Source organism: Streptomyces sp. NBC_00690, assembly GCF_036226685.1.
Classification (GTDB): Bacteria; Actinomycetota; Actinomycetes; order Streptomycetales; family Streptomycetaceae; genus Streptomyces.
Window position 1 is genome coordinate 3,408,164 of record NZ_CP109009.1, and the last position, 21,408, is coordinate 3,429,571.

The following is a 21,408-nucleotide window of genomic DNA, read 5'->3' on the forward strand; positions in this document are numbered from 1 at the left end:
GCACGGCCCTACGGGCAGGGGAAGGATCAGCGCAGGGCGTCGGCGACCTCGCGGGCGGCGTCGACCACCCGTGGGCCCACTCGCTCGGGAACCGAGTCGGCGAGCATCACCACACCCACGCTCCCCTCTATCCCGGTGACTCCCACGAGCGGTGCAGCCGCTCCGCTGGCACCGGCCTCCAACTCGCCGTGGGTCAGGGTGTAGCCGGGATCGTCGGCGTGGCCCAGTCGCGCGGCCAGTATCGCCTTGCCCGCCGCGCCCCGGTCCAACGGATGGCGGAAACCGGCCCGATAGGCGACGTGGTAGTCCGTCCAGGTGGGCTCAACGACGGCGACCGCGAGGGCCTCCGCACCGTCCACCAGGGTGAGGTGCGCGGTCGCCCCGATGTCTTCGGCGAGGGCCCGCAACGCGGGCATCGCCGCCTCGCGCACCAGCGGGTGGACTTGTCGACCGAGCCTGAGCACACCGAGGCCGACCCTGGCACGTCCGCCCAAGTCCCTACGGACCAGGGCGTGTTGTTCCAGGGTGGCCAGCAGACGGTAGACCACGGTCCGGTTGACACCGAGCTTGTTGGACAGCTCGGTGACGGTCAACCCGTGATCGGTGTCGGCGAGCAGCTTGAGGACGCGCAGTCCTCGGTCGAGCGTCTGGGAGGTTTCCGCGGTCACGACGCCCTCTCCTTCGGAGTGAGTGACGGCGGATCCTCGCGGTCGTATCCGCGGTGCCGGTCGCGTCGGCACCGCACCCAGAGGCCGCCGGCAGGCCATGGCACACCGGCTGGGCTCCGCGGCTCGTGCTGCCACGGAAGCAGTTGTATTGCCCGGACAGTAGCGATCCGGTCCGCTCAGCGGAAGACCTCGTCCAGAATCCGGATGCCCACCCGTGATATTGGGTGGGTTGGCAATCGTTCGAACACTACATCCGCCCCCGACCCGCTCATACCGGATTGCGCCAACAAGTACCTGAGCGCGGCTCATCGCCCCATGTGCTCGGGAGAAGTGGGGGTGAACCGGGTCGAGGGGCCTGGGCAAGGGGGCTCGAAGGGGCGAACCACCGCCCGTGTACGAGGTCGATCGCGGCAGTGTGCCCAGTCGATCGTTGGCCTGTGCGGCGGGTCGCCGTTGTGGGCCGTGTGCAGGGTCGCCCGCTGCCGGGCGGTCGAGGTGGGTCCTGGCGTCCCGGCCGGACGGGCACCTCGCATGGGCAGCCATCGCCGCCGCACCCGGGGCGCACCCGTACCCGGATCCAGATGCCATCAGATGCCATCAGACGTCCGCAGACGTTGGCAGATGTCCGCACCGGCCGGGACCAGCGGACCTTCCCCGCGGGAACGGCACATCTGCCGTGACGTACGGCAGGCACCGCACGCCCGTCGAGCGTGCGCCGGGAGCGCCTCCGCGGTCCCGGACGGTCACATCAACGCATCCGTGTGGCCCACTCCTGGACCTTCTTGATCCGCTCACGGATCTGTCCGGCCGTCGCCTCCGCGCTCGGCGGCCCGCCACACACCCGGCGCAACTCGGTGTGGATCACACCGTGTGGCTTGCCGCTCTGATGGACGTAGGCGCCCACCATCGTATTCAACTGCTTCCGCAGTTCCAGCAGTTCCTTGTGCGAGATCACCGGACGGCGCTCGGCCGGCAGCTCCAGAAGATCGGCCTCGGCATCGGGCTTCTTGCGACTGTGGGCGATCTGCCGCGCCTGACGCTTCTGCAACAGCAACTGGACCTGCTCGGGCTCCAGCAACCCGGGGATGCCGAGGTAGTCCTGCTCCTCCGCGCTGCCCGGATGGGCCTGCATCCCGAACTCGGCCCCGTTGTACATCACCCGGTCGAAGACGGCGTCCGACTCCAGCGCCTCGAAGGGCAGCATGTCCTGGTCGCCGGTGTCCTCGTCCTGCTCCCGGTTGGCCTCGTCCATCTCCTTCTCGGAGTCGGCGTACGGGTCCTCCTCGCCGTCCTTCTTCGGCCGGTCGAGCACATGATCACGCTCGACCTCCATCTCATTGGCGAAGGTGAGCAGCGCGGGGATGGTGGGCACGAAGACCGACGCGGTCTCGCCCCGCCTTCTGGACCGTACGAAACGGCCCACGGCCTGGGCGAAGAACAGGGGGGTCGAAATGGTGGTGGCGTACACGCCGACGGCCAGCCGGGGCACGTCCACGCCCTCGGAGACCATCCGGACCGCGACCATCCAGCGGTCCTCGTTCTCGCTGAAGTCGTCGATGCGTTGTGAGGCACCGGTGTCATCGGAAAGGACGACGGTCGCCTTGGACCCGGTGATCTCACGGATGAGCTTGGCATAGGCGCGGGCCGAGTCCTGGTCGGAGGCGATCACCAGGCCGCCTGCGTCCGGGATGGACTTGCGCACCTCGGTGAGCCGTTGATCGGCCGCCCGCAGCACATTGGGCATCCACTCGCCGCGCGGGTCGAGCGCGGTGCGCCACGCCTGCGAGATGGCGTCCTTGGTCATGGGCTCACCGAGGCGGGCGGCGATCTCGTCCCCGGCCTTGGTGCGCCAGCGCATGTTGCCGCTGTAGCTGAGGAAGATGACGGGCCGCACGACGCCGTCGCCGAGGGCGTTGCCGTAGCCGTAGGTGTAGTCGGCGGCGGATCGTCGGATGCCGTCGTTGCCCTCCTCGTAGGTGACGAAGGGGATCGGGTTGGTGTCCGACCTGAAGGGCGTACCGGTCAGGGTGAGCCGACGCGTCGCCGGGTCGAAGGCTTCGAGGCACGCCTCACCCCAGGACTTGGAATCACCGGCGTGATGGATCTCGTCCAGGATGACGAGGGTCTTGCGCTGCTCGCAGCGGTTGCGGTGGAGCATGGGGCGTACGCCGACACCCGCGTAGGTGATCGCGACGCCGTGGTACTCCTTGCTGAGCGGGCCCGCGCTGTAGTCGGGGTCCAGCTTGATCCCTATCCGCGCGGCTGCCGCGGCCCACTGCTTCTTCAGGTGCTCGGTGGGCGCGACGACGGTCACCTGCTGGACCACATGGTGGTGCAGCAGCCAGGAGGCGAGGGTGAGCGCGAAGGTGGTCTTCCCCGCGCCGGGGGTGGCGACGGCCAGGAAGTCGCGGGGCTGTTCCTGGAGGTATCTCTCCATCGCCCCTTGCTGCCAGGCACGCAGCTTGCTGGCGGTACCCCAGGGGGCCCGGCCTGGGAAGGCGGGCGAGAGGTGGTGGGAGTGGGAGGCGGTAGTAGTCACGGTCTCCGCTTCGACGCTCGTCCAGGGCACGACGCGGCGGGGGGTGCCACGGGTGGTGTACGGGTATGACAACCGGGCCACCCTACCTGTGTGACCACGCCGGTCCGCTCCGGACGACGCCCCCGCGGACGGTGAGATGGACCTCACGGGCATCCGCCCCGACGGCCCACTTCACCCTCATCGGGGCATTCCTCCCGGGTGTCGACCACTCCCCCGGGTGGCGACGACCACCGCGGGGAGAGGGTCGGGAGCCGGGGTCGTCGATCCGTGTCACACGGGTTCTTGGACCCGCACCCGCGTCGACACCCACGCTCCGACCAGGGCGACCAGCGCCATGGGCAGGAAGACCACCACGAAGGCGGCCGGGTGCGAGGCGCCGGCCTCGGTGATCGCGCCGTGGCCGGCCACCGAGGCGCCGCCGAGCGCTGCGAAGGCCGCGCCGCCGCCGGCGAGCAGGATGACGTTCGACAGCCCGTCCGAGATCTGGAGGGCCGCCGAGTTCGACCCGGCCTCCTCGGGCTCCGAGAGCTTGAGCAACATCACGCTGGTCGACGCGATCACCATGCCCATGCCGAAGCAGCCGATGGCCCAGGAGACGGCCACGATCCACACCGGCATCCAGTCGATCAGTACGGTCGGAGCACCGGCGATCGCCACGGCCACCAGCACCATCCCGAACACCATCAGCCGTTCCCGGTGCGGCTCCATCCGCGGCCGGGACTGGATGAACGACCCCAGAGCCCAGGTCACCCCGCCCGCGGCGAGCGAGAAGCCGGCCATGGTCGGGGACAGCCCGCGCTGGGTGACCAGCATCAGCGGGACGAAGGACTCGGCAGCGATGAAGGAGCCCGCGGAGATACCGCGCAGCAGCACCACGGACGGCAGCCCGCGGGCGGCCCGGTAGGTGCCCTTCGGCAGCAGCCCGAGGACCGCGGGCACCAGCAGCGCCGCGCCGACGGCCGCCGGCAGCAGGGAGAGCCATCGCAGGTCCTGCGCCGCGTACTGGAGGAGCGCGGCACCGAGGGAGATGCCGAGGGCCAGCCGGATGCGCTGGGCGTCGAAGCTCAATCGGGGCGCCGAAGGATCGGCGGGCCCGGACGCCATGCGTCGGATCTGCGGCAGGGCCAGGGCGAGCGGGAAGACCACGAGCGCGGGGATGCCGACGAAGACCCAGCGCCAACCCAACTGCTCGGTGACCGTCCCGGAGGCCAGCGGTCCGACCACGGAGGGGATCACCCAACTCGCGGCGAAGGCGGCGAGTATCGCCGGCCGCAGCCGCTCCGGGTAGGCGCGTCCGATGACCACGTAGAGCGCGACGATCACCATGCCGCCGCCGAGGCCCTGTACCGCGCGCCCCAGGATGAACAGCCACATCGTGCTCGCGGTGCCGGAGAGCAGCAGTCCGGCACCGAAGGCGGATATACCGGTCGCCAGCGGCCTCAGCGGACCGTCCCGGTCGGCCCACTGACCGGACAGGACCATCGCGAAGAGGCTGGTGGTGAAGTACGAGGAGAAGGCGAAGGCGTATAGCCCGATGCCGTTCAGCTCACGGGCGGCCACCGGCATCGCGGTGCCGACGGCGGTCGCCTCGAAGGCGATCAGCAGGACGACGGAGACGATGCCCACGCTAAGCGCTCGATAGCTCCGGCCGAGTACCCCGCCCTGGGACTGCTCGTCGATGGTGGGTGCGTCGGGCGCAGGGGTCGGTTTCGTGACGTCGGCGTCACGTGGGTCCAGGGCGGTCATGACCCAAGGGTAAGGGGCGTGAACCGGCTTGAACCCTGTCGCATGGTCCGACCCGTCCTGGTCCCTTGGTCGTACGACTGTGAACGCCCTGTGGCAGCTGTATTGCAGTGTGCCCGGTGGTCTTGAGCGGGCGCCGACCGACGGCCTACGGTCTGATCAGTAGCAACGCACGACCGCGTGCCCGAGTGGTTCAGGGACTCGACTGCAACTCGAGTTACACCGGTTCGAATCCGGTCGCGGTCTCCAGGCCGGGACGTCCCGGACTTCAGCTGAGGGGTTCCCCACAGTCGAGGTCCGGGACGTTGTCGTTGTCAGTGCCGGGCCGCAGGGCATGCGGTACCGGGCATGGGGTACCGGGTATCTGGCATCCGGCATCCGGCATCCGGCATCCGCGAGAGGGAAACTCACCTCCGTACCGGGCGATGGGCCCGCGGGTCCCGACCTCGCCCCCGTGCCGCGGGTTCCCGGACCGGCCCACCACTCCCCGCCCGGCGCGCGAGGTGAGTGACCTCACACTCCGAGCGTGGTGAACGGGCCGCTGGGTGCGGCGGGGATCACCCCGCGCGGTGAGGGGAACGGGCCCGACTACGGACAGGTCGTGACCGACGCCTCGGGCAGACGCGCGATGATCTCGTCCACGGTCTGCTCCGGCGTCTGCTCACTGGTGTCGAGCCACAGCCCCACCCTGGGTGTCCGCTCCCGAAGCTCCGCGTCCAAGGACTCCGCCGTCCACCCCTCGCCGTATCCGCTCTTCGCTCGACCGGCCTCCCGGACACTGACGACGTCCGGGCGCGGCGCGAGGACGACCACGTACAGCGGGCGGGTACGGATGAGGCCGACGTACCCGGCGAACTCCGTGCCGATGACGACGTCCTGGAGGACAGCGGTGAATCCCGCCCCCGCATAGGTGTCGGCGGTCATGGCGGCGAGCCGGTACCGCAGCCGTAGCTGGGCGACGGCCTCGGGATCGAGGCCCGGGCCCATCTCCGCCCGCCCCGAGACGACCATGCGCCGAAAGACGTCCCCGCGGACATGAGCGGCCCGCGGGACACGTTCGGCGAGGGTCTGCGCAACGGTGGACTTGCCGGAGGCCATGATCCCGGTGATGAGGACGACGGAGGACTTCAGTGGTTCGCTCATGTCCCAGGACGCTAGCCATCCCCGTCGTCACTCTCACCCCGGTTTTCCGTCACGCCCCTCGGATGCGCTCACCGCAGGGCGAACTAGCCGGCGGTCGGCTTGGGAGCCACCGGCTTCAGAACGGGTGCATCGGTCAGTCCGCCGTCTCCCGCACATCCGAGCTTCTTGGCGACGGCGAAAGCGGCCGAGTTGAGCAAGGTCATATTGGCCGCGCTCAGTTCACGCACGTCCCCACTCGGCTCCGATCTGACACGCAACACTCCCCGCACGACCGCAGGATCATCCTTGGTGCTGCCCAGCTTGGGGCTCGTACAAAGGAAGTACTGGGAGGCGTAGTTGTTGCCGGCCAGCGCGCGGCGACCGAGCTGATATGCGGTCAGCCTGGCCGCGATGTCCTTGCTGTCGAGGAACTCACCGTCGTCCAGGGCGAACGCCAACGACACATCGTCCAGGTCGGAAGGCCCATCTGCGTAGACGTGGCAGACACTGGACTCCCTCCCCTTGCTCGGACCGGACGACTCATAGTCGAAGACGATGTTGGAGACCGTCTTGTCCAGGCCGTTCCCGACACTGTTCTGTACGAAGCGATCCGCTTCGGTGACCTTGGTCAGAGCCTGACGGGCCGCGGGGGCCGTGAAGACCCCCTCACAGATCTCACCGGCGCCGACGAGCTTCTGGTCCGAGCCGTCACCGCCGTCGCCGTCCTTCCCCGAACAGGAGACCAGCGAAAGACCGAGCGCCCCAACGAGGATCGCGGATGCCGCCGCCTGCCACGCCTTGATGACCTTCACATCCCTCATGTCTGCGGGGTCGTGCCGTGTCGACCCTGCCCCAGCGTTCCCTTGCTGTAGCCGTTGGTCAGCGCCTCTTCGAGGTCCTGACCGAAGTCGCTGTTCGGATCGATCCGGTGCTGCTGCATGAACTTCTCCATCGGCGACTCGGCCGTCATCTCACCCGCGCGGAAGATCTCGTTGCGCGTCTCCTGGGTCTTCTCCGAACTGTCCTGCTGCTCGGTCTTGGTCCAGTCACTGATCACCTGACCGATCTGGGTCTCCAGAGCCCCGCTACCGGTCTCCACAGCCAGCGGTACGAGGATCGCCGCCGCCCCCGCGCCCGCCACAGTGGCCGGAAGGAAGGCGACACCCGCACCGATCGCCGCCGCGGCCCCGAAGTTGACCCAGGCCGAACGCTCCTCCAACGCCTTGTTGTACTCCTCGTCCTTCTTTTTGTTCGTCGCGTCGACCTGATCGGCGCGCGACTGGTCGAGCATGCCCTGCACCTCCGCACCGGTGCGGACCACTTCCCTGGCGTGGCCTTCGTTGACCTTCCCGCCCTCGCCGACCTGCGCTTCCAGCATGCTGGTGGTGTAGATGCGCTCGGCCACCGAGACGGAGGCGTACGCATCCGGATGCTGGCCGAGCGTGCTCAGGAACTGGCGCGCGTTGTCACGACCGAACTCGGCGTGCGCCTCGGCGTCCTTGCCCGGCGCGAAGAGGCTGTCCGACTTGTTCTCGTTGAGCGCCCAGTTGATGTCGTCGACATAGCCGGCGCCCATGCGTCCGAGGCTGTCGGCCATCGCCTCCTGCTGCTTGAGGAGCCCCGCGTCGCCCCCGTACTTCTCGACGACCTCCTCCATGATCTTCGAGGAGGTCTCGTCCCGGATCAGCTTGGGGTTGGGGTCGTCGTAGGCATGGCCGAGCGTGGCGGCCTCCAGGGCGTGCCCGAACGCATCGGGCATGTGGTTCAGCGACTTGCCCATCTCATCGGGGTCATGGCCCGTGATGTCGGGGAAGGACTTAAAGTCCTTGTCACCGAAGTAGTCCAGATAGCTCTTGATCTCCTTGCCGTCCTCGTCCTTCGGCAGACCGCCCTTGACGGTGCCGTCGTCGTTGAACGCCTTCGGATCGGAGGAGAAGAACTCCTTGGAGGCTTCGGGACTGTGCCCCAGTGCCTCCAACATGCTCAGCATCGGGTCATAGCCGGAACCGTTCTTGCCCGAGGGATTGAACGGGTTCTTGTCCCAGCTCGACGTGCTCTTGTTCTCGGCGAACAGGTACGGGTCCTTGGCATGGAGCTGCGTCACATGCTGAGCGATCGGGGTCAGGAACTTGGGGTCGTAGTTCCCGTACCGCATGATGCCGCCGAGGAGCTGATAGCCGAACGGGCCATTGTGGTCGTACTTGGCAAGGGGAATACGCTCGGTACCCAACTTGCGCATTTCCTCGGACCAGCGCTGACCCCATTTGTCGTCCGCGCCGGAGGAACCGGTGGCAGTCGCCAGATTGAGGCCCAGATTGCGCTGGAGCTCCTGGACGTCCTTCAACCGTTCCTTGTCCTGCTTGCTGTAGTTGTAGGTGTCCGTGGACAACTGACCGAAGAACTCCAGTGACTTCTTCGGCCCCATGGTGTCGTAGAACGCCCGGGAGAAGTCGCGCGAACCGTGGTTGTCCTTCAGCAACTCATTCAGCTGCTGGAGCTCGGTGTGGGTGAGATCGCGGCCCTTGTTCGCGAGGTCGACAGCGCGGGCCGCCTCCTCCGCATCGATGCTCGTGTACTTGGGCGCGCTGAAGTTGTGCTGGTCGCTCGTGATGTTCGCCTTGAGCGCGTTGGACGTCGCCACATCGGCGTCGGTACATGTCTCAAGCACCGCTTCTATACGGGCCTGCATGGCTTCGACCTTGGCCCGCTGTTCCCTGAGCGCGGGCTCGTAGTCGGGATCGCGACGATACGTGCGGTCTTGGGCCAGATCGTGCTTTGGACGAACCACCCCGTGCGCCCCCACGACGAGCCCCTGGGCGGGGGCATCCACGTCAACGATCTTCTTCAGCTCGTCCTGGGACTTCTTGAACTCACGATGGCCGTCCTCAAGGATCTGCTTGATGCCCTTGGCGGCCTTGGCTGCGTCGTCGAACTCCTTGGCCGTCTTGTCGATGAACGGCTTCGTGACCTCGGCGTTGACACCACGCCAGTAGTCGTCCTTGGCCTTGTTCGCCATGGTCGTACGAGCGTCCTCGGCGAGCTTCTCCAGCTTGGTCACCATGGCCGACCACTCACCGACCGCCGAATTCAGTTTGCCCAGCGGGGCCTGGTACACATTGTCGAACGTCAGCATCTGTGGCCCCCGCCTTACTTGAGGAACTCGGTGATCTGAGACGTCCGGAAGGCCGTCTGGATGTCCTTCTCCTCATTGACGTGGGAGGCGGAGGTGTAGTCGAGGTGGTTCGATATATGGGCGCAGGCGTCAAGAAGCGTCTTCAGCTGCGAGGTCCAGGTCTTCTGTACGGTGCCGATCGCCGCACCGGTCTGAAAGCCGTTCACCGTCATGGTCGTACCGGCCTCGGTGGTGCTGGCCTCGGCATGCTTTCCGTCAGCCGAAAGCTGACCGTGCAGTTTGAAGGCGGCGCTCCCGAGCGCACCGAGCTGGTCCTGATTCACGCCGAGGTCCGCCCCGCCGCCACCGCCACCGCCCCCTGACGGCTCAACCTGGTTCAGCCGCATGCTGACGTTCACTGTGGAGGCGGAGCGAGTGGAGACCCACTCTTGGTCGAACGACATGGAAAATCCCCGTTTGCTGTCTCGTGATGGTGCACGTCGGCAGAAGCGACGTTGACCCCCGTCGACCTTCCGGTGGGACGGAGTGGCCCCACCGTAGGACGGCGACCCGCACGCATGATCGGCGTTTGGTGGGGATTCTGTGAAACCGCAGGCTCGGTGACAACCCCGTCGGACAGGACTCAATCCATACGTCCGCAATTCAGCAATGCGTCACTGCTGTCCGGGATAGGGCGGGTTGTTCTGCGGCTGTCCCGCCGCTGGCGGACCGTAGGGCGGATATGTGCCCTGCTGCGGATACGACTGCCCGGGAGGCTGTTGTGCACCTGGATGAGCAGGACCGTAGGACGGTTGGCCACCCTGATACTGCTGCTGCGGATAGCCGGGGGGCCCGGCCGGGACGGGTACGGATTCTGCTGCGGCCCGTCGCCGTGACCGAACGACGGGAACGGCCACGGCCGCCCCGATGAGCACGGCGGCACCGACCCCGAGGGCGATCCACAGACCGGTGTTGCCGTCGTCCTTGTCAGCGGCGGGAGCGGCGGCCTCGGTGGGCTGCTCCGCCTGCTTTCCGTCGGCCGGAGGCTTGGACGCCGCCGCGGAAGGGGGCTTGGGTGCGGCAGCGGCCAGATCGGGAAGCGGATACACATCGGCGGGCCCCGGATCCCCGGGCTCGGTCAGCGCGATCCTCGGCCGAACCATGCCGTAGCCAATGACGTCGTTGCGCTCGGCACCACTCGTGGGCCCACCGGCGGTGTTGAGCATGACCCGGAGCACCTGATTATTGGTCCACTTGGGGTACTTGGCCCAGATGAGCGCGGCGGACGCAGACGCAAGAGCAGTGGCAGCACTGGTTCCGTCGCCCTTGCAGTATCCAGTCTTCCCGGTGCAGCCAGAGACGATATCTGCACCAGGAGCAGCTAGATCTACCTCTGCCCCTCGGTGTGACTGCTTGGTTCCATTGATCTTCTGATCGACGGCGGCAACGCCTACCACTCCGGGAGTAGCCGCAGGAAAGTCAATCGGCGCGTCCCAGCCGTCATTGCCCACTGCTGCAAAGATCAGCGCGCCCTTTTCTAGGGCGTACTTCACAGCATTGGGAACAAGGTCACCCTCGTTAGCCGGGCTGCCCATGGAAATGTTGATCACCTTGGCCCCAGCATCGACTGCATGGCGGATAGCCTGGGACATGCCCTCGTCCGGAGTTGGACCTCCTCCACCGCCCATGGGGACTCGCACGGAGAGGATCTTCGATCCTGGAGCCAATCCGAAGGCGCCATCTCCGCCGGGCCCCGCACCCGTTCCTGCGATGAGTGACGCCATATCGCTGCCGTGCTTGCTGTAGTCGTCGCGCTCGTCCCCAGGAATGTTCGTGAAGTCGGCACCCCCGGGAAGAACCTGGCCTTCCAGTTCCTTGAGCGGCGCTACGCCAGTATCAAGAACGGCAACGACAATCCCCTTGCCCTTGCTTGACTTCCACATTCCATCCGCGCGCATCGCATCGAGATGCCATTGCTGAGATCGCACCGTCTCCGCGTGCGCTGGCGTTGCTGCGACGACCACCAGCAGCAATCCCAACGTGCTCGACACAATTCCGCCGTATCGAACGTTCCGACTGCTACTGGTAGGCATCTGCTTCCTCAGACCGTCTTTTAGTGGTGGGGGGATAGTCAGTCGATCACAGGCGGGACTACCCGGCGACTTCCCTGCTGCCAGGTTTCTTCATCTTCGGACAAATAGTCAGGACGATCACCGGTGGACTCCTCGGGAGAGGAACCGGGCCTGTTCACTGCAGCGCCACCCATGCCAGTTCTACCCGTCTGGCTCTGGTCACCAGCGCCCCTGACAAGTCCAGACCCACCAGGTGTGAATGGGCGGGCGTTGGCCTGTCCCGGCTGCTGCTGCCTGCCTCCGACCACGCCACCGGCTTCGGATGCCAGCCGCCTCCCGCCAGAGACGCCGCTCTGGTCGGCACCGCCCATCGGGCCACCGCCGTACATGCCTCCGGCCATACCAGCCATGCCACGCCCCATAGCGCCACCACGAGAGCCCGTGGTGTTCTCCGTTCCGACCACTGTGCCCCGCGGAATCGCGCCGTTTGGGTTGTTCGTGGTCGGCATGACGGGCTTTCCGCCGACGATCCCACCTTCACGCGCCAACGGCATTCTGGAGCCAGCGACACCGGAGGATCCGACCTGCCCGATCGGGCCCACTCCTCCAACCAGACCAGGTGTCACAACGCCTCGCCCGCCGGACACACCCTTGGTGGCACCAGACCCGGCGGCACTGGGGAGCCCGGGATTCTTGGCGAACGTTGGCGGAACCGAACCTGGCATGACCGGGCTCGCACCATCGGGCCTGACGGGCAACGAGCTCGAAGCAGGGGGCTGGGACTGTGGGGTCGTTGCCGGCGGTAGCGTTCCTACACTGTCGATCTCCATGCTCACCGGCTGGTCAGTGGGGCGGCTTACCGGTGGCTCTCCAGGCCGTAGCGCCTCCGTAACACCCTGAGGTGGGGCGAAGTTCGAGTTCTCCGGCTTGCTCTGAACGTCAGCAACCGGAACTTGCGCGGAGCGACGTGGGTTCTCCCCACTGACACTGCGCTCCCGAGGCACAGCGTTGGTGGAGCGAGACAGGTCACCCCCTGCTTTACGTTCGTCCTTCGGCACGAACTCCCCCGGAGGCGGCGGGAATGTCGGCGCCTCCGCCGCGCTGATCACGAACGTCGAGAGCGAGTACGACTGCGCAAGCTTGTTCATCTGCTGAACAGCCTGCGCTTTGTCCTCGCGCAGCTTGGCCTGTGCCGGGCCCAGGAGTTCCTTGTAGTCCGGCATGTTGCGGTACTTGTGCGCCGACTCGACGTTGCCCTTGGCGGTGGCGTCCAGCGGGGGCATGTTCTGCTTGACCTCGCGGAGCGTCTGCGCCGCGAGGCCCATCCACTTGCCGCCGACGTTGCTGTACTCACCGAGTTGGAGCGTGGCCTTCCAGGCGCCCTCGCCCCAGGTCTCCATGGCCTTGCCGGCCTCGCCCTCCCACGGGACGGTGGTGATGTACGTCTTCAGATCCTCACCGATCTCGGTGATGGTCTTCGCCGCATCCACCAGCTGCGCGGAGAGGGTCTCCAGCGACTTCGGATTGGCTGCCTCCACCATGGCCAGCAGCTGTTCGTGCGTGTGGGCCTCGAAATCGGTGGTTCCGAAGAGACTGCCCAGAATCCTCAGTGGAGAGAAGAAACCCCCACCACCAGGTGTCGACTCAGCGCCCATGACGTCACCCCACCCTTCCCCTTGTCCCCGTGGTCCCCGTAACTTTCACCATCAGGACGCTCCACCGCTCGTGTCGCCGGAGCCCGCCTGCGGAGGCTGTTCCGCCCCCGGCTGCTTCGGCTCGGCAGGCTCTGCCGGCTCGGACCCGCGACGTTCTTCCTCGCGCCGGTCGTACGCCTCGCGTGCGTCCTTGCTGATGGTGCGCATCCGCTCCTTGATGTCCTCTTCGATGTTCTGGTAGCCCTTGGTCGAGCCATGGACCGCGATGCTCAGGCCCTCGATCTGGCCCGCCAGACCCTTCGACAGGTTCTGTAGCTCGGCATGGACCTTCTGATAGATCCCATGCAGTGCGGTCGCCTCGCCGAAGCCCACGCCGAGGTCACCCGCGGGGACCTGACCGTCGGTCATCCTCGTCGGTGCGGCCGGTGAACTCTCCAGCTTGACCAGCAACTTGTCGACGCGGTCCTTGAACTTGAGCAGCTCTTCGGCGTCGACATCGAGGTCCTTGCCACTACCACCCTTGCTGGGCATCGGCGTCGGCCGGCCGTATACCGGCCGCCCCGTCCCGTCGTCCTCTGCCACGAACGCCTCCCCGTTGACTTGCGTCTAGGGGAATCACTTTACCGAGCGCCGCCGACAGCCCGCACCTCTGGATTGCAGCTGCAATGCCTTACCGGGGTTATGAGTTGAGTGCGGCGGAAACGGCGGCCTGCGGCCTGATGGGGAGACGGTTGATGGGGCGGCCCGTGGCAGCGCGTACCGCGGCGGCCACCGCGGCAGGAGAAGTGACCACAGGAACCGCACTTGCCGCCTTCGCCCCAAACGGGGCGACAACGTCACGTTCCTCCACCAGTTTCACGATGCGAATGTCTGGCGCGTCCAGAGATGTCGGGAGTGCGTACCCGGTGAGATCGGGGTGGCGGAGCAGTCCACGGGCCGTACGTAGATTCTCCGTGAGGGCCGTTCCGACGCCCAGGGTCACTCCGGCTTCGATGCGGCTGGCCAGTTGGGCGGGGTTGAGCACGCGGCCCACGTCCTGGGCCACCGCCATCTCCACGACTCGGACCGAGCCGATCTCGATGTCCACATCCACCACTGCGCGTACCGCACAGAACGCCATGCCCACGAAGGCGTCGCCCTGACCGGACTCGTCCAACGGCTCGGTGGGATGCGGGCGGCACTGGGCGGTCGCCCAGAGCTCCTTGCCGTCCAGGGCCTCGGTCACCGTCGTGGAGAGCACCCCGTCATACGAGGTGATCTTGCCGTCGGTGATCTGGAGGAGTTCGGTCGACATCCCGAACTTGTGCGCCAGCGGCTGGAGGAGTTGCGTACGGACCATCTTCGCCGCGCGCTCGACCGCACCTCCCGACACCCAGGTATGACGCCCGTGGGCGGCCGGTCCGGCGGGGGGCTGGTCGGTGTCGACCGAGGCCACGTGGACCTCTTCGACACCCAAGGTCTCCTGCACGATCTGGCGGGCCAGGGTCGCGAAGCCCGAGCCGGTGTCCACGGCGGAGCAGATGACCGTGGCGACGCCGTCCTGCACCTTCACCGTCGCCGTGGAGACCTCGTCGGTGCCTTCGGCGCCGAGCATGTGGACCATGCCCAGGGCGTAGCCGACGCCCCTGCGCACGGCGCCTGGTTCGCCCGCGCCTTCCTGGCCCCCGGGGAGCAGCCATTCGTCCTCGGGCGTGTCCTTGGGCAGGGGCGGCAGCGGGTAGTCCCGTACGGCTTGGAGGAGTTCGGCGACCGGGGCCGGGCAGGTGACCGTCTGGCCGGTGGGGAGGATGTCTCCGGTGGCCAGGGCGTTGCGCAGCCGGACGTCGACCGGGTCGAGGCCGAGTTTGGTGGAGAGTTTGTCCATCTGGGCCTCGTAGGCGGCGCACACCTGCATCGCGCCCTCGCCGCGCACATGCCCGGACGGGGGGTTGTTGGTGCGGACGGCCCAGCCCTCGATGAAGGCGTGCGGTACGACGTAGGGCCCGCAGGCGAAGGCCACGGCCGCCGCGAGGGACTCGGATGAGGAGTCGGCGTAGGCGCCGGCGTCGAGGAGGAGTTGGGCCTCCACCTTCACCAGTCGGCCTTCCTGGTCCGCGTGGTGGCGGTAGCGCAGGAGGGTGGGGTGGCGGTGGGCGTGCCCGAGGAAGGACTCTTCGCGGGTGGCGGTCAGTTTGACCGGGCATCCGGTCTTCAGCGCGAGGAGGCCGAGGGGCAGTTGGAAGCCCGGGTCCTCACGGTCCCCGGTGGCGCCGGGAACGCCGGTGACGACGATCTTGACCCGGTCGGGGTCAAGCCCGAAGCAGGAGGCGGCGAGATCGCGGTCGGTGTGGGGGTCGGTGGAGGCGACGTAGAGCTCCACACCCCCGTCCGGGCGCGGTACGGCCAGTCCGGCTTCGGCGCCGATCGGGGCGGGGTCCTGGCGGCCGATGCGGTAGAGGCCCTCGACGATGACGTCCCCGACGACGTCCGGGTCGCCGTATCGCAGCGGGATATGGCGGATCAGGTTGCCGTCGGGGTGTAGGGGCTGTGCCTCGAAGGCCCGTTCGGGGTCGGTGACCGGTTCCAGGACCTCGTACTCGACGACGATGGCGGCGGCGGCCAGCCGTGCGGTGTCGGGGTGGTCGGCGGCGACTGCGGCGATCGCCTCGCCGTGGTGGCGGATGACCTCGGAGGCGAAGACGGGACGGTCGGCGATCTTTCGGCCGTAGGAGGCGTCGCCCGGAATGTCCTGGTGGGTGACGACGGCGCGAACGCCCGGCATGTCGAGTGCGCCGGAGGTGTCGATCGCGAGGATGCGGGCGTGGGCGTGGGGCGAGCGCAGGATGGCCGCCCACAGCAGACCCTCGGCCCAGAGGTCGGAGGCGTACGGAAAGGTGCCCTCGGTCTTCGCCCGGGCGTCCGCGGGCGGTAGCGAGATGCCCAGGCCCATGGCCGCGGGCTCGGAACGCGGGCCCCCCGAGGAGCCGGCGCCGGTGCCGGAAACCGAACCGGCCGCCAGGGGCGTCGCGGTGGTGGCCGCGTCGTTGCTCACGCCATGCCTCCGTCATGCGGGTGGGGCTGCACACTACCCGCACCGGGCGGCGCCTGGTGCGGAATGCGGGCTTCTGGAGCCGGGTCGGCGGCGGCTTCGCTGGCCTCGGCCGCGGCTGCCGCGCTGGCCTCGCGACCTGCGACGACCTCGCGCACGGCATCGAGCACGCCGCGATAGCCGGAGCACCGGCAGAGGTTGCCGCAGAGTGCTCGACGGGTCTCCAACTCGGTGGGCTTGTGGTTGCCCTCCAGGAGGTCATGGACGGTCATCGCCATGCCCGGGATGCAGAAGCCGCACTGGACGGCCCCGCAGGTGGCGAGGGCGCGTTGGACGTCGGACGGTTCGCCGTCGGTGGCGAGGCCCTCGACCGTACGGACCTCGGAGCCCGCGGTGGTCGCGGCGGGGACGAGGCAGGAGGCGACGAGCCGGCCGTCCACCTGGACGTTGCAGGCTCCGCACTCCCCCTGCGAGCAGCCGTCCTTGGCGCCGGCGAGACCGAGGCGCTCGCGCAGTACGTAGAGCAGGGATTCGCCGATCCAGGCGTCGGTGACCGGACGGTCGGTGCCGTTGACACGCAGGACGTAGGAGGTGGGCGGGTGTTCGTCGGCGGCGCTCGCCCTGCCGGGGTCCTCGGTCGTCGCGCCCTGCACGACCTCCGCTTCGAGGTCCTCGGTCGGCTCGGTCCGTAGTTCGGGCGAGGTTTCCGGGCCGTCCGCCGAAGTGGTGTCGTCGGTGGGCTCCCGCAGTGCTGTCGGCTGTGGGTCGCCCGCTGCGGTGGTCGGCTCGTCGGCGGCCTCGCCGTCGGTGCGTTCGTCGGCGTCGACGTCAGCGGGGGCCGGGTCGGACGGATGCCCCTCGGCGGACACCTCGGGCAGCTCGGCGTCCTCGGAGTCCGGGGACGTGTTCGCCGGTGCCCCGTCGGCCACCAGTGCGTGCTCGACCGGCGCCTCTCCCGCGGCGGCCTGCCGGGGGTGGTCGGGCTCCGGTTCCGCGGTGTCGGCGGGCTGTTCCTGCTGCTCGGGCTGGTTGGTCGCCCACGGGGCCGGGGCCCCTCCGGGCAGGGTGGCCGCGGGATCGGTCGCCCAGGGCGCCGTGGCCCCTCCGGGCAGCGTGGCGGGTGCGGAACTCCACTGCGACTGGAGCATCGCGGTGGTGTACTCGCCCGTCTCGTCCGGTACGTCTTTCCCGGCCAGCGGGATCGTCCACTGCCCGGTCGACTCGGGTGCCTGCGGAGGGTGCTCGGCGGTGGGGATGCTCCACTGGCCGGTGGCGTGTGGGTCCTCGTTGGGGGCGCCCTGCGGATGGCCGGCGGGGTCGGGCCAGCCGTACTCACCGGGGTGGCCCTGGGTGTGCTGGACCGTGGGCCACGCGGGCGCGGACGGAGGGCCGTTGGGCGTGGGCGGCGTGATGGTCGGCGGCACATAGCCGTGACCGGGCGCCTCCAGCGGCGCGGCGTGCGGCACGTCCTCAGCGGGCAGTTGCACGAAGGCGGTGCCCTCGGGGTCGTACTCTCCGTGCGGCGTGGGCTGCCATCCGCCGTGCTCGTACGGGTGCCCGGGGGGTGCGGCCGGGTGCCCTTGCGGGTGCTCCTCGTTGCTCATGACAGCGCCCTCCCCAGTGCACGACGGGCCAGTGCGGCGACGGTGCGTCGCAGATGCAGTACGGCGGGCGGGTGTTGTGGCGGTTCCTCACCCGGTAGGGCCGGCTCCGGGTCCGGGATGCAGGCAGCGGCCACATAGTCCCCGAAGGCCGTCAACGCTTCGGTGGTCAGTCCGCGCCTGCCGTCCCAGTCGATGAGGGAGGCGATCCAGCGCTCCGCCTCCAGGGGACGCAGCGGCATGGGGGCGATGGCTCCGACCGCGCAGCGCACTCCGCGGCGCGCCGGGTCGAGGACGACCGCGACGGACGCGGTGGCGCGGCCGGGCCCGGTGCGGCCGGTCGCCTTGAGAAAGATCTGCGGGGCGTGCAGCAGAGGCACGCGTACGTAGCCGATGAGTTCCGCCGGGGCGAGCATGTCGCGGCCGGCGAGGAGATGGGCGACGGGGACCTCGCGGCGTGCGCCGTCGGGGCCTGCGATGATCAGGTCGGCTTCCAGGGCGGCGAGCACGGGCAGGGTGTCGCCCGTCGGCGCGACGGAGGCGATGTTGCCGCCGAGGGTGCCCGCGTTGCGGATCTGCGGCGGGCCCGCCGCGCGAGCTGCGGCGGCCAGGCCCGGGATGAGTGCGGCGAAGTCGGGGCGGCCCATGCGCGCGTGGGTGAGACCTGCACCGAGCAGGGCGTGGCCGTCGAGGTAGCGCCAGCCGCGGATCTCGCTGATGCGGCCGAGGCCGACCAGTCCCGCGGGCCTGAGTTGGCCCTTGTTGACGGCTGCCATCAGGTCGGTTCCGCCTGCGACCGGCACGGCCGCGGGCATGGCGGTGAGTGCTGCGACGGCCTCGTCGAGCGAGGTCGGCAGCGTCACCGACCGCGGTGTCTGCGGTGCGTGCGTGGTCACCCAGCTGCCCCTTCCCGGTGTCCGGCCATCCCGCCTGTGTTGCCGTACCGTACGTGCTCACGGTCCGGACGTGGCAACTCTGGCACATCTTCTGAGACGACCGGCGAGAGGGTCCACGAAGGATGCATCCATGACGGATGCACCTTTGTTGTGCTGTTGACCCGTTTTAGAGGCTGCTGTGGGGCCTCATAGGGCTGCCGGGGGCGGATGAACTCCACGACACCTGGACAACTTGCCCGCCTTGCCCGCCTTGGGTCTTTTGACTGGTGGCACGGGTGGGGCAGTTGACCGGGGCGGGAGGCGCGCCCCGGATCGCCGATCCGTACCGGGGGCGCCCGCCCGTGCCCGCGGGGCGATGGACGGGAACCCGATGGGGACATGTGGCCGGGGGCTCGATCCGAGGCGTGCGCCGGGGGCTCACACGGTCGGGGGTGCTCCCTCGCGCGGAAATCCCTGTACTCCCGGTCGCTTCTGCCAGGGCAGCGGCCCGCCGGGCGGACGGTAGTCGACGCCGAGGGCGTCCAGTCGTCGGTAGTGCTCGACCATCCGTCGCTCGAAGTCCGCGAAGTCCCGTGCCTCGGGGGCCGGCAGCGCGGACCAGGCGACCTCGGCGAAGGCGACGAGTCGGGGGAAGACCTGGTAGTCGATGCGGGAGCGGTCCTGCATGACCTCGGTCCACACATTGGCCTGGGTGCCGATCACATGGGCGGCGGCTTCCGGGCTCAGACCGGGCGGCACGGGTTCGAAGCGGTAGACGTCCTCCAGGGTGCGGACGTAGCCGATGGGCATCGGCTCGTCGATGCCGCCGTCCTGACGGTGGTCGAGGTAGACCTGCTGTTCCGGACACATGACGACGTCGTGACCCGCTTCGGCCGCCGTGATGCCGCCCGCGTACCCGCGCCAGGAGGAGACGGTGGCGCCGGGAGCGAGGCCGCCCTCAAGGATCTCGTCCCAGCCGATCAGCCGTCGCCCTCGGCTGGTGAGCCAGCCGTCGAAGTGACGGATCATCCAGGACTGGAGTTCGTCCTCGTCGGCGAGACCGAGTTGCTCGATGCGCGCCTGGGCGGTCGGGGACTGCCTCCACTGGCCCTTGGGGCATTCGTCACCTCCCATGTGAATGAACGGGGAGGTGTCGGCCGGGAAGAGTTCCAGGACCTCTTCCAGCACGCCTTCGTAGAACTCGACGGTGTGCTCGGTCGGGGCGAGGACGTTCGGATTGACCCCCCAGGTCTCCCACGGCGCGAGGGCGGCCGTGTCGACGACATCGGAGTTTCCGAGTTCGGGGTAGGCAGCGATGGCCGCCTGTGAATGACCGGGGATATCGATTTCGGGTACGACGGTGATGTGACGCGCGGTTGCATACGCCACGATTTCCCGAATGTCATCCTGCGTGTAGTAACCACCGTATGGTTTCTCGTCCCAGAGGTCGGAGAAACGGTGGCCCCATTTCGTACGGGATCGCCATGCGCCGATCTCGGTGAGCTTGGGATAGCGCTTGATCTCGATGCGCCAGCCCTGATCGTCGGTGAGATGGAAATGGAAGACGTTCAGTTTGTGTGCGGCCAGCAGGTCGAGGTAGCGCAGGACGTCGGACTTGTGGGTGAAGTGGCGGGCGACGTCCAGCATCAGACCGCGCCAGGAGAAGCGCGGTCGGTCCTCGATGGTCTGTTCGGCGATGACCGTGGGCTTGTGACCCGTGAGCGGCGCCCGCCTGAACGCCTCGGGGCCCAGGAGTTGACGCAGGGTCTGCGCACCCCAGAAGACACCGGCGCCGCTACCGCCCCGCAGTTCGACGCCCTCTTCCGCACTGATCTGAAGCCGGTAGCCCTCGGACTCCAACGTCTCGTCCACGACGAGCCGGATGGTGTTCTTCGCCGCCCCTCCCCCCTCGTCTCCCGGGGCCAGGGCAAGCCCGAGCGCCGGGGCGAGGGTGGAGCGCAGCCACCGTTCGGTGGTCTCGGTGCCCGGCCCCGCGGACAGGGTGGTGCGGGCGTCGAGGGTGAATCCACCGCGGCGGGTGCCGTCGATGGAACTCGGCGCGGGGATCAGTTGCGCGGGGGTTTCGGGGGGCATGACGTCGGTCCTCCATCGTGTCGCGGGTGGGGCACACAACCCGGGTTCCGGGCGGGGCTCAGTCCTTGACGGCGCCGCCGAGTCCGGAGACGAGGCGTCGCTGGACGAATATGAAGAAGATCAGTACGGGAACCGTCATGACGGTGGAGCCGGCCATGATGCCTCCCCAGTCGTTCTCGTCGGGTTTGAAGAAGACCAGCAGCGCCATCGGCAATGTGGACTGCGAGGTATCGCTGATGATGAACGATTTGGCGAACAGGAAGTCGTTCCAGGTGGAGATGAACGAGAAGACGCTGGTCGCCACCAGGCCCGGGAAGACCAGCGGAAAGAGGATCTGCCACAGGAATCGGGTGCGGCTGGCGCCGTCGATGTAGGCCGCTTCCTCCAGCGCCTCCGGAACCGCCTTGACGAATCCCCTCAGCATCCAGATCGCGAAGGGCAACGAGAAGGCGATGTGCGGAATGATCAGCGACCAGAGCGTATTGAGCTGACCGGTGTCCCGCATGAGGAAGAACAGCGGAATCGTCAGCGCTTCGATCGGAACCATCTGCGCCACCAGGAACATGATGAGCAGGGTCGTGCGGAACTTGAAGCGGAATCGGGTGACCGCCGTCGCGGCGAGGAACGCGATCAGCGCGGAGGCGATGACCACCACGCTCGCCACGAAGAGGCTGTTGAGGAAGTACCGGCCGAAGTCCTGCTGCTCGAAGACCCGTCGGAAACTGTCGAGCGAGGGCGACAGTGTCCAGGGCTTGGCGTCGGTGGACTGGATCTCCCCCGCCGGCTTGAAGGCGGAGAGGACCATCCAGTACAGCGGGAAGGCCACCACGACGGCGATGACGAGCGCGGACACCTCGGCGGCGAGGCGCCAGGGGCGGCGTATGCGCAGTCGGCTCATA

Annotated in this window: 15 protein-coding genes and 1 tRNA gene; 1 reads left to right on the plus strand and 15 read right to left on the minus strand. The window is 68.2% G+C overall.

The window, feature by feature from the left end; all coding sequences use genetic code 11:
* Positions 1–26 precede the first annotated feature (26 nt).
* The 3 genes from OID54_RS14995 to OID54_RS15005 form a co-directional block, all read right to left on the minus strand.
* Positions 27–668 (minus strand): IclR family transcriptional regulator, encoded by a 642-nt coding sequence (locus OID54_RS14995; protein ID WP_329019606.1) that lies wholly within the window; start codon positions 666–668, stop codon positions 27–29.
* A gap of 748 nt (positions 669–1,416) precedes the next feature.
* Positions 1,417–3,207, minus strand: coding sequence for a DEAD/DEAH box helicase (locus OID54_RS15000; RefSeq protein WP_329027516.1), 1,791 nt, complete (start codon positions 3,205–3,207; stop codon positions 1,417–1,419).
* Between the two features lie 270 nt (positions 3,208–3,477).
* Positions 3,478–4,953: an MFS transporter gene (locus OID54_RS15005; protein WP_329019608.1), complete on the minus strand. Its 1,476-nt coding sequence runs from the start codon at positions 4,951–4,953 to the stop codon at positions 3,478–3,480.
* A gap of 171 nt (positions 4,954–5,124) precedes the next feature.
* On the opposite strand from OID54_RS15005, the gene OID54_RS15010 reads away from it, so the two are divergent.
* Positions 5,125–5,199: transfer RNA gene (locus tag OID54_RS15010), tRNA-Cys, on the plus strand.
* 339 nt (positions 5,200–5,538) lie between these two features.
* Here OID54_RS15010 and OID54_RS15015 read toward each other — a convergent pair.
* The 12 genes from OID54_RS15015 to OID54_RS15070 all read right to left on the minus strand — a co-directional run bounded on the left by OID54_RS15015 (position 5,539) and on the right by OID54_RS15070 (position 21,407).
* Complete coding sequence (locus OID54_RS15015) at positions 5,539–6,093, minus strand: AAA family ATPase (RefSeq protein WP_329019611.1); 555 nt, start codon at positions 6,091–6,093, stop codon at positions 5,539–5,541.
* An 83-nt stretch (positions 6,094–6,176) separates the two neighbouring features.
* Positions 6,177–6,893: a hypothetical protein gene (locus OID54_RS15020; RefSeq protein ID WP_329019614.1), complete on the minus strand. Its 717-nt coding sequence runs from the start codon at positions 6,891–6,893 to the stop codon at positions 6,177–6,179.
* Complete coding sequence (locus tag OID54_RS15025; protein ID WP_329019616.1) at positions 6,890–9,205, minus strand: hypothetical protein; 2,316 nt, start codon at positions 9,203–9,205, stop codon at positions 6,890–6,892. The genes OID54_RS15020 and OID54_RS15025 overlap by 4 nt, the downstream gene beginning before the upstream one ends.
* Positions 9,206–9,219: 14 nt before the next feature.
* Positions 9,220–9,648 carry a hypothetical protein gene (locus OID54_RS15030; RefSeq protein WP_329019619.1) on the minus strand — a complete coding sequence of 143 codons (429 nt, stop codon included), beginning with the start codon at positions 9,646–9,648 and terminating at the stop codon, positions 9,220–9,222.
* A gap of 210 nt (positions 9,649–9,858) precedes the next feature.
* Positions 9,859–11,223, minus strand: a complete 1,365-nt coding sequence (gene mycP, locus OID54_RS15035) for a type VII secretion-associated serine protease mycosin (protein ID WP_329019623.1) — start codon at positions 11,221–11,223, stop codon at positions 9,859–9,861.
* 92 nt (positions 11,224–11,315) lie between these two features.
* Entirely contained in the window at positions 11,316–12,911 is a 1,596-nt protein-coding gene (locus OID54_RS15040; RefSeq protein ID WP_329019626.1) for a WXG100 family type VII secretion target, read from the minus strand.
* A 51-nt stretch (positions 12,912–12,962) separates the two neighbouring features.
* Positions 12,963–13,493 carry a hypothetical protein gene (locus OID54_RS15045; protein WP_329019630.1) on the minus strand — a complete coding sequence of 177 codons (531 nt, stop codon included), beginning with the start codon at positions 13,491–13,493 and terminating at the stop codon, positions 12,963–12,965.
* 97 nt (positions 13,494–13,590) lie between these two features.
* Positions 13,591–15,942 carry a xanthine dehydrogenase family protein molybdopterin-binding subunit gene (locus OID54_RS15050; RefSeq protein ID WP_329019632.1) on the minus strand — a complete coding sequence of 784 codons (2,352 nt, stop codon included), beginning with the start codon at positions 15,940–15,942 and terminating at the stop codon, positions 13,591–13,593.
* Positions 15,939–17,543 (minus strand): 2Fe-2S iron-sulfur cluster-binding protein, encoded by a 1,605-nt coding sequence (locus OID54_RS15055; RefSeq protein ID WP_329019635.1) that lies wholly within the window; start codon positions 17,541–17,543, stop codon positions 15,939–15,941. The genes OID54_RS15050 and OID54_RS15055 overlap by 4 nt, the downstream gene beginning before the upstream one ends.
* A complete protein-coding gene (locus OID54_RS15060) occupies positions 17,540–18,436 on the minus strand; it encodes an FAD binding domain-containing protein (protein WP_329019640.1) in 897 nt (298 codons plus the stop codon). The genes OID54_RS15055 and OID54_RS15060 overlap by 4 nt, the downstream gene beginning before the upstream one ends.
* 417 nt (positions 18,437–18,853) lie before the next feature.
* On the minus strand, positions 18,854–20,509 hold the full coding sequence (locus OID54_RS15065; protein WP_329019643.1) for a beta-N-acetylhexosaminidase: 1,656 nt from the start codon (positions 20,507–20,509) through the stop codon (positions 18,854–18,856).
* Between the two features lie 58 nt (positions 20,510–20,567).
* A complete protein-coding gene (locus OID54_RS15070; protein ID WP_329027517.1) occupies positions 20,568–21,407 on the minus strand; it encodes a carbohydrate ABC transporter permease in 840 nt (279 codons plus the stop codon).
* Between the last annotated feature and the right edge of the window lies 1 nt (position 21,408).

Bases quoted from the DNA above. Each gene is read 5' to 3' on its own strand.
- OID54_RS15005 (WP_329019608.1), bottom strand. From the start codon at position 4,953: ATGACCGCCCTGGACCCACGTGACGCCGACGTCACGAAACCGACCCCT.
- OID54_RS15015 (WP_329019611.1), bottom strand. From the start codon at position 6,093: ATGAGCGAACCACTGAAGTCCTCCGTCGTCCTCATCACCGGGATCATG.
- OID54_RS15020 (WP_329019614.1), bottom strand. From the start codon at position 6,893: ATGAGGGATGTGAAGGTCATCAAGGCGTGGCAGGCGGCGGCATCCGCG.
- OID54_RS15025 (WP_329019616.1), bottom strand. From the start codon at position 9,205: ATGCTGACGTTCGACAATGTGTACCAGGCCCCGCTGGGCAAACTGAAT.
- OID54_RS15030 (WP_329019619.1), bottom strand. From the start codon at position 9,648: ATGTCGTTCGACCAAGAGTGGGTCTCCACTCGCTCCGCCTCCACAGTG.
- OID54_RS15040 (WP_329019626.1), bottom strand. From the start codon at position 12,911: ATGGGCGCTGAGTCGACACCTGGTGGTGGGGGTTTCTTCTCTCCACTG.
- OID54_RS15055 (WP_329019635.1), bottom strand. From the start codon at position 17,543: ATGAGCAACGAGGAGCACCCGCAAGGGCACCCGGCCGCACCCCCCGGG.
- OID54_RS15065 (WP_329019643.1), bottom strand. From the start codon at position 20,509: ATGCCCCCCGAAACCCCCGCGCAACTGATCCCCGCGCCGAGTTCCATC.
- OID54_RS15070 (WP_329027517.1), bottom strand. From the start codon at position 21,407: ATGAGCCGACTGCGCATACGCCGCCCCTGGCGCCTCGCCGCCGAGGTG.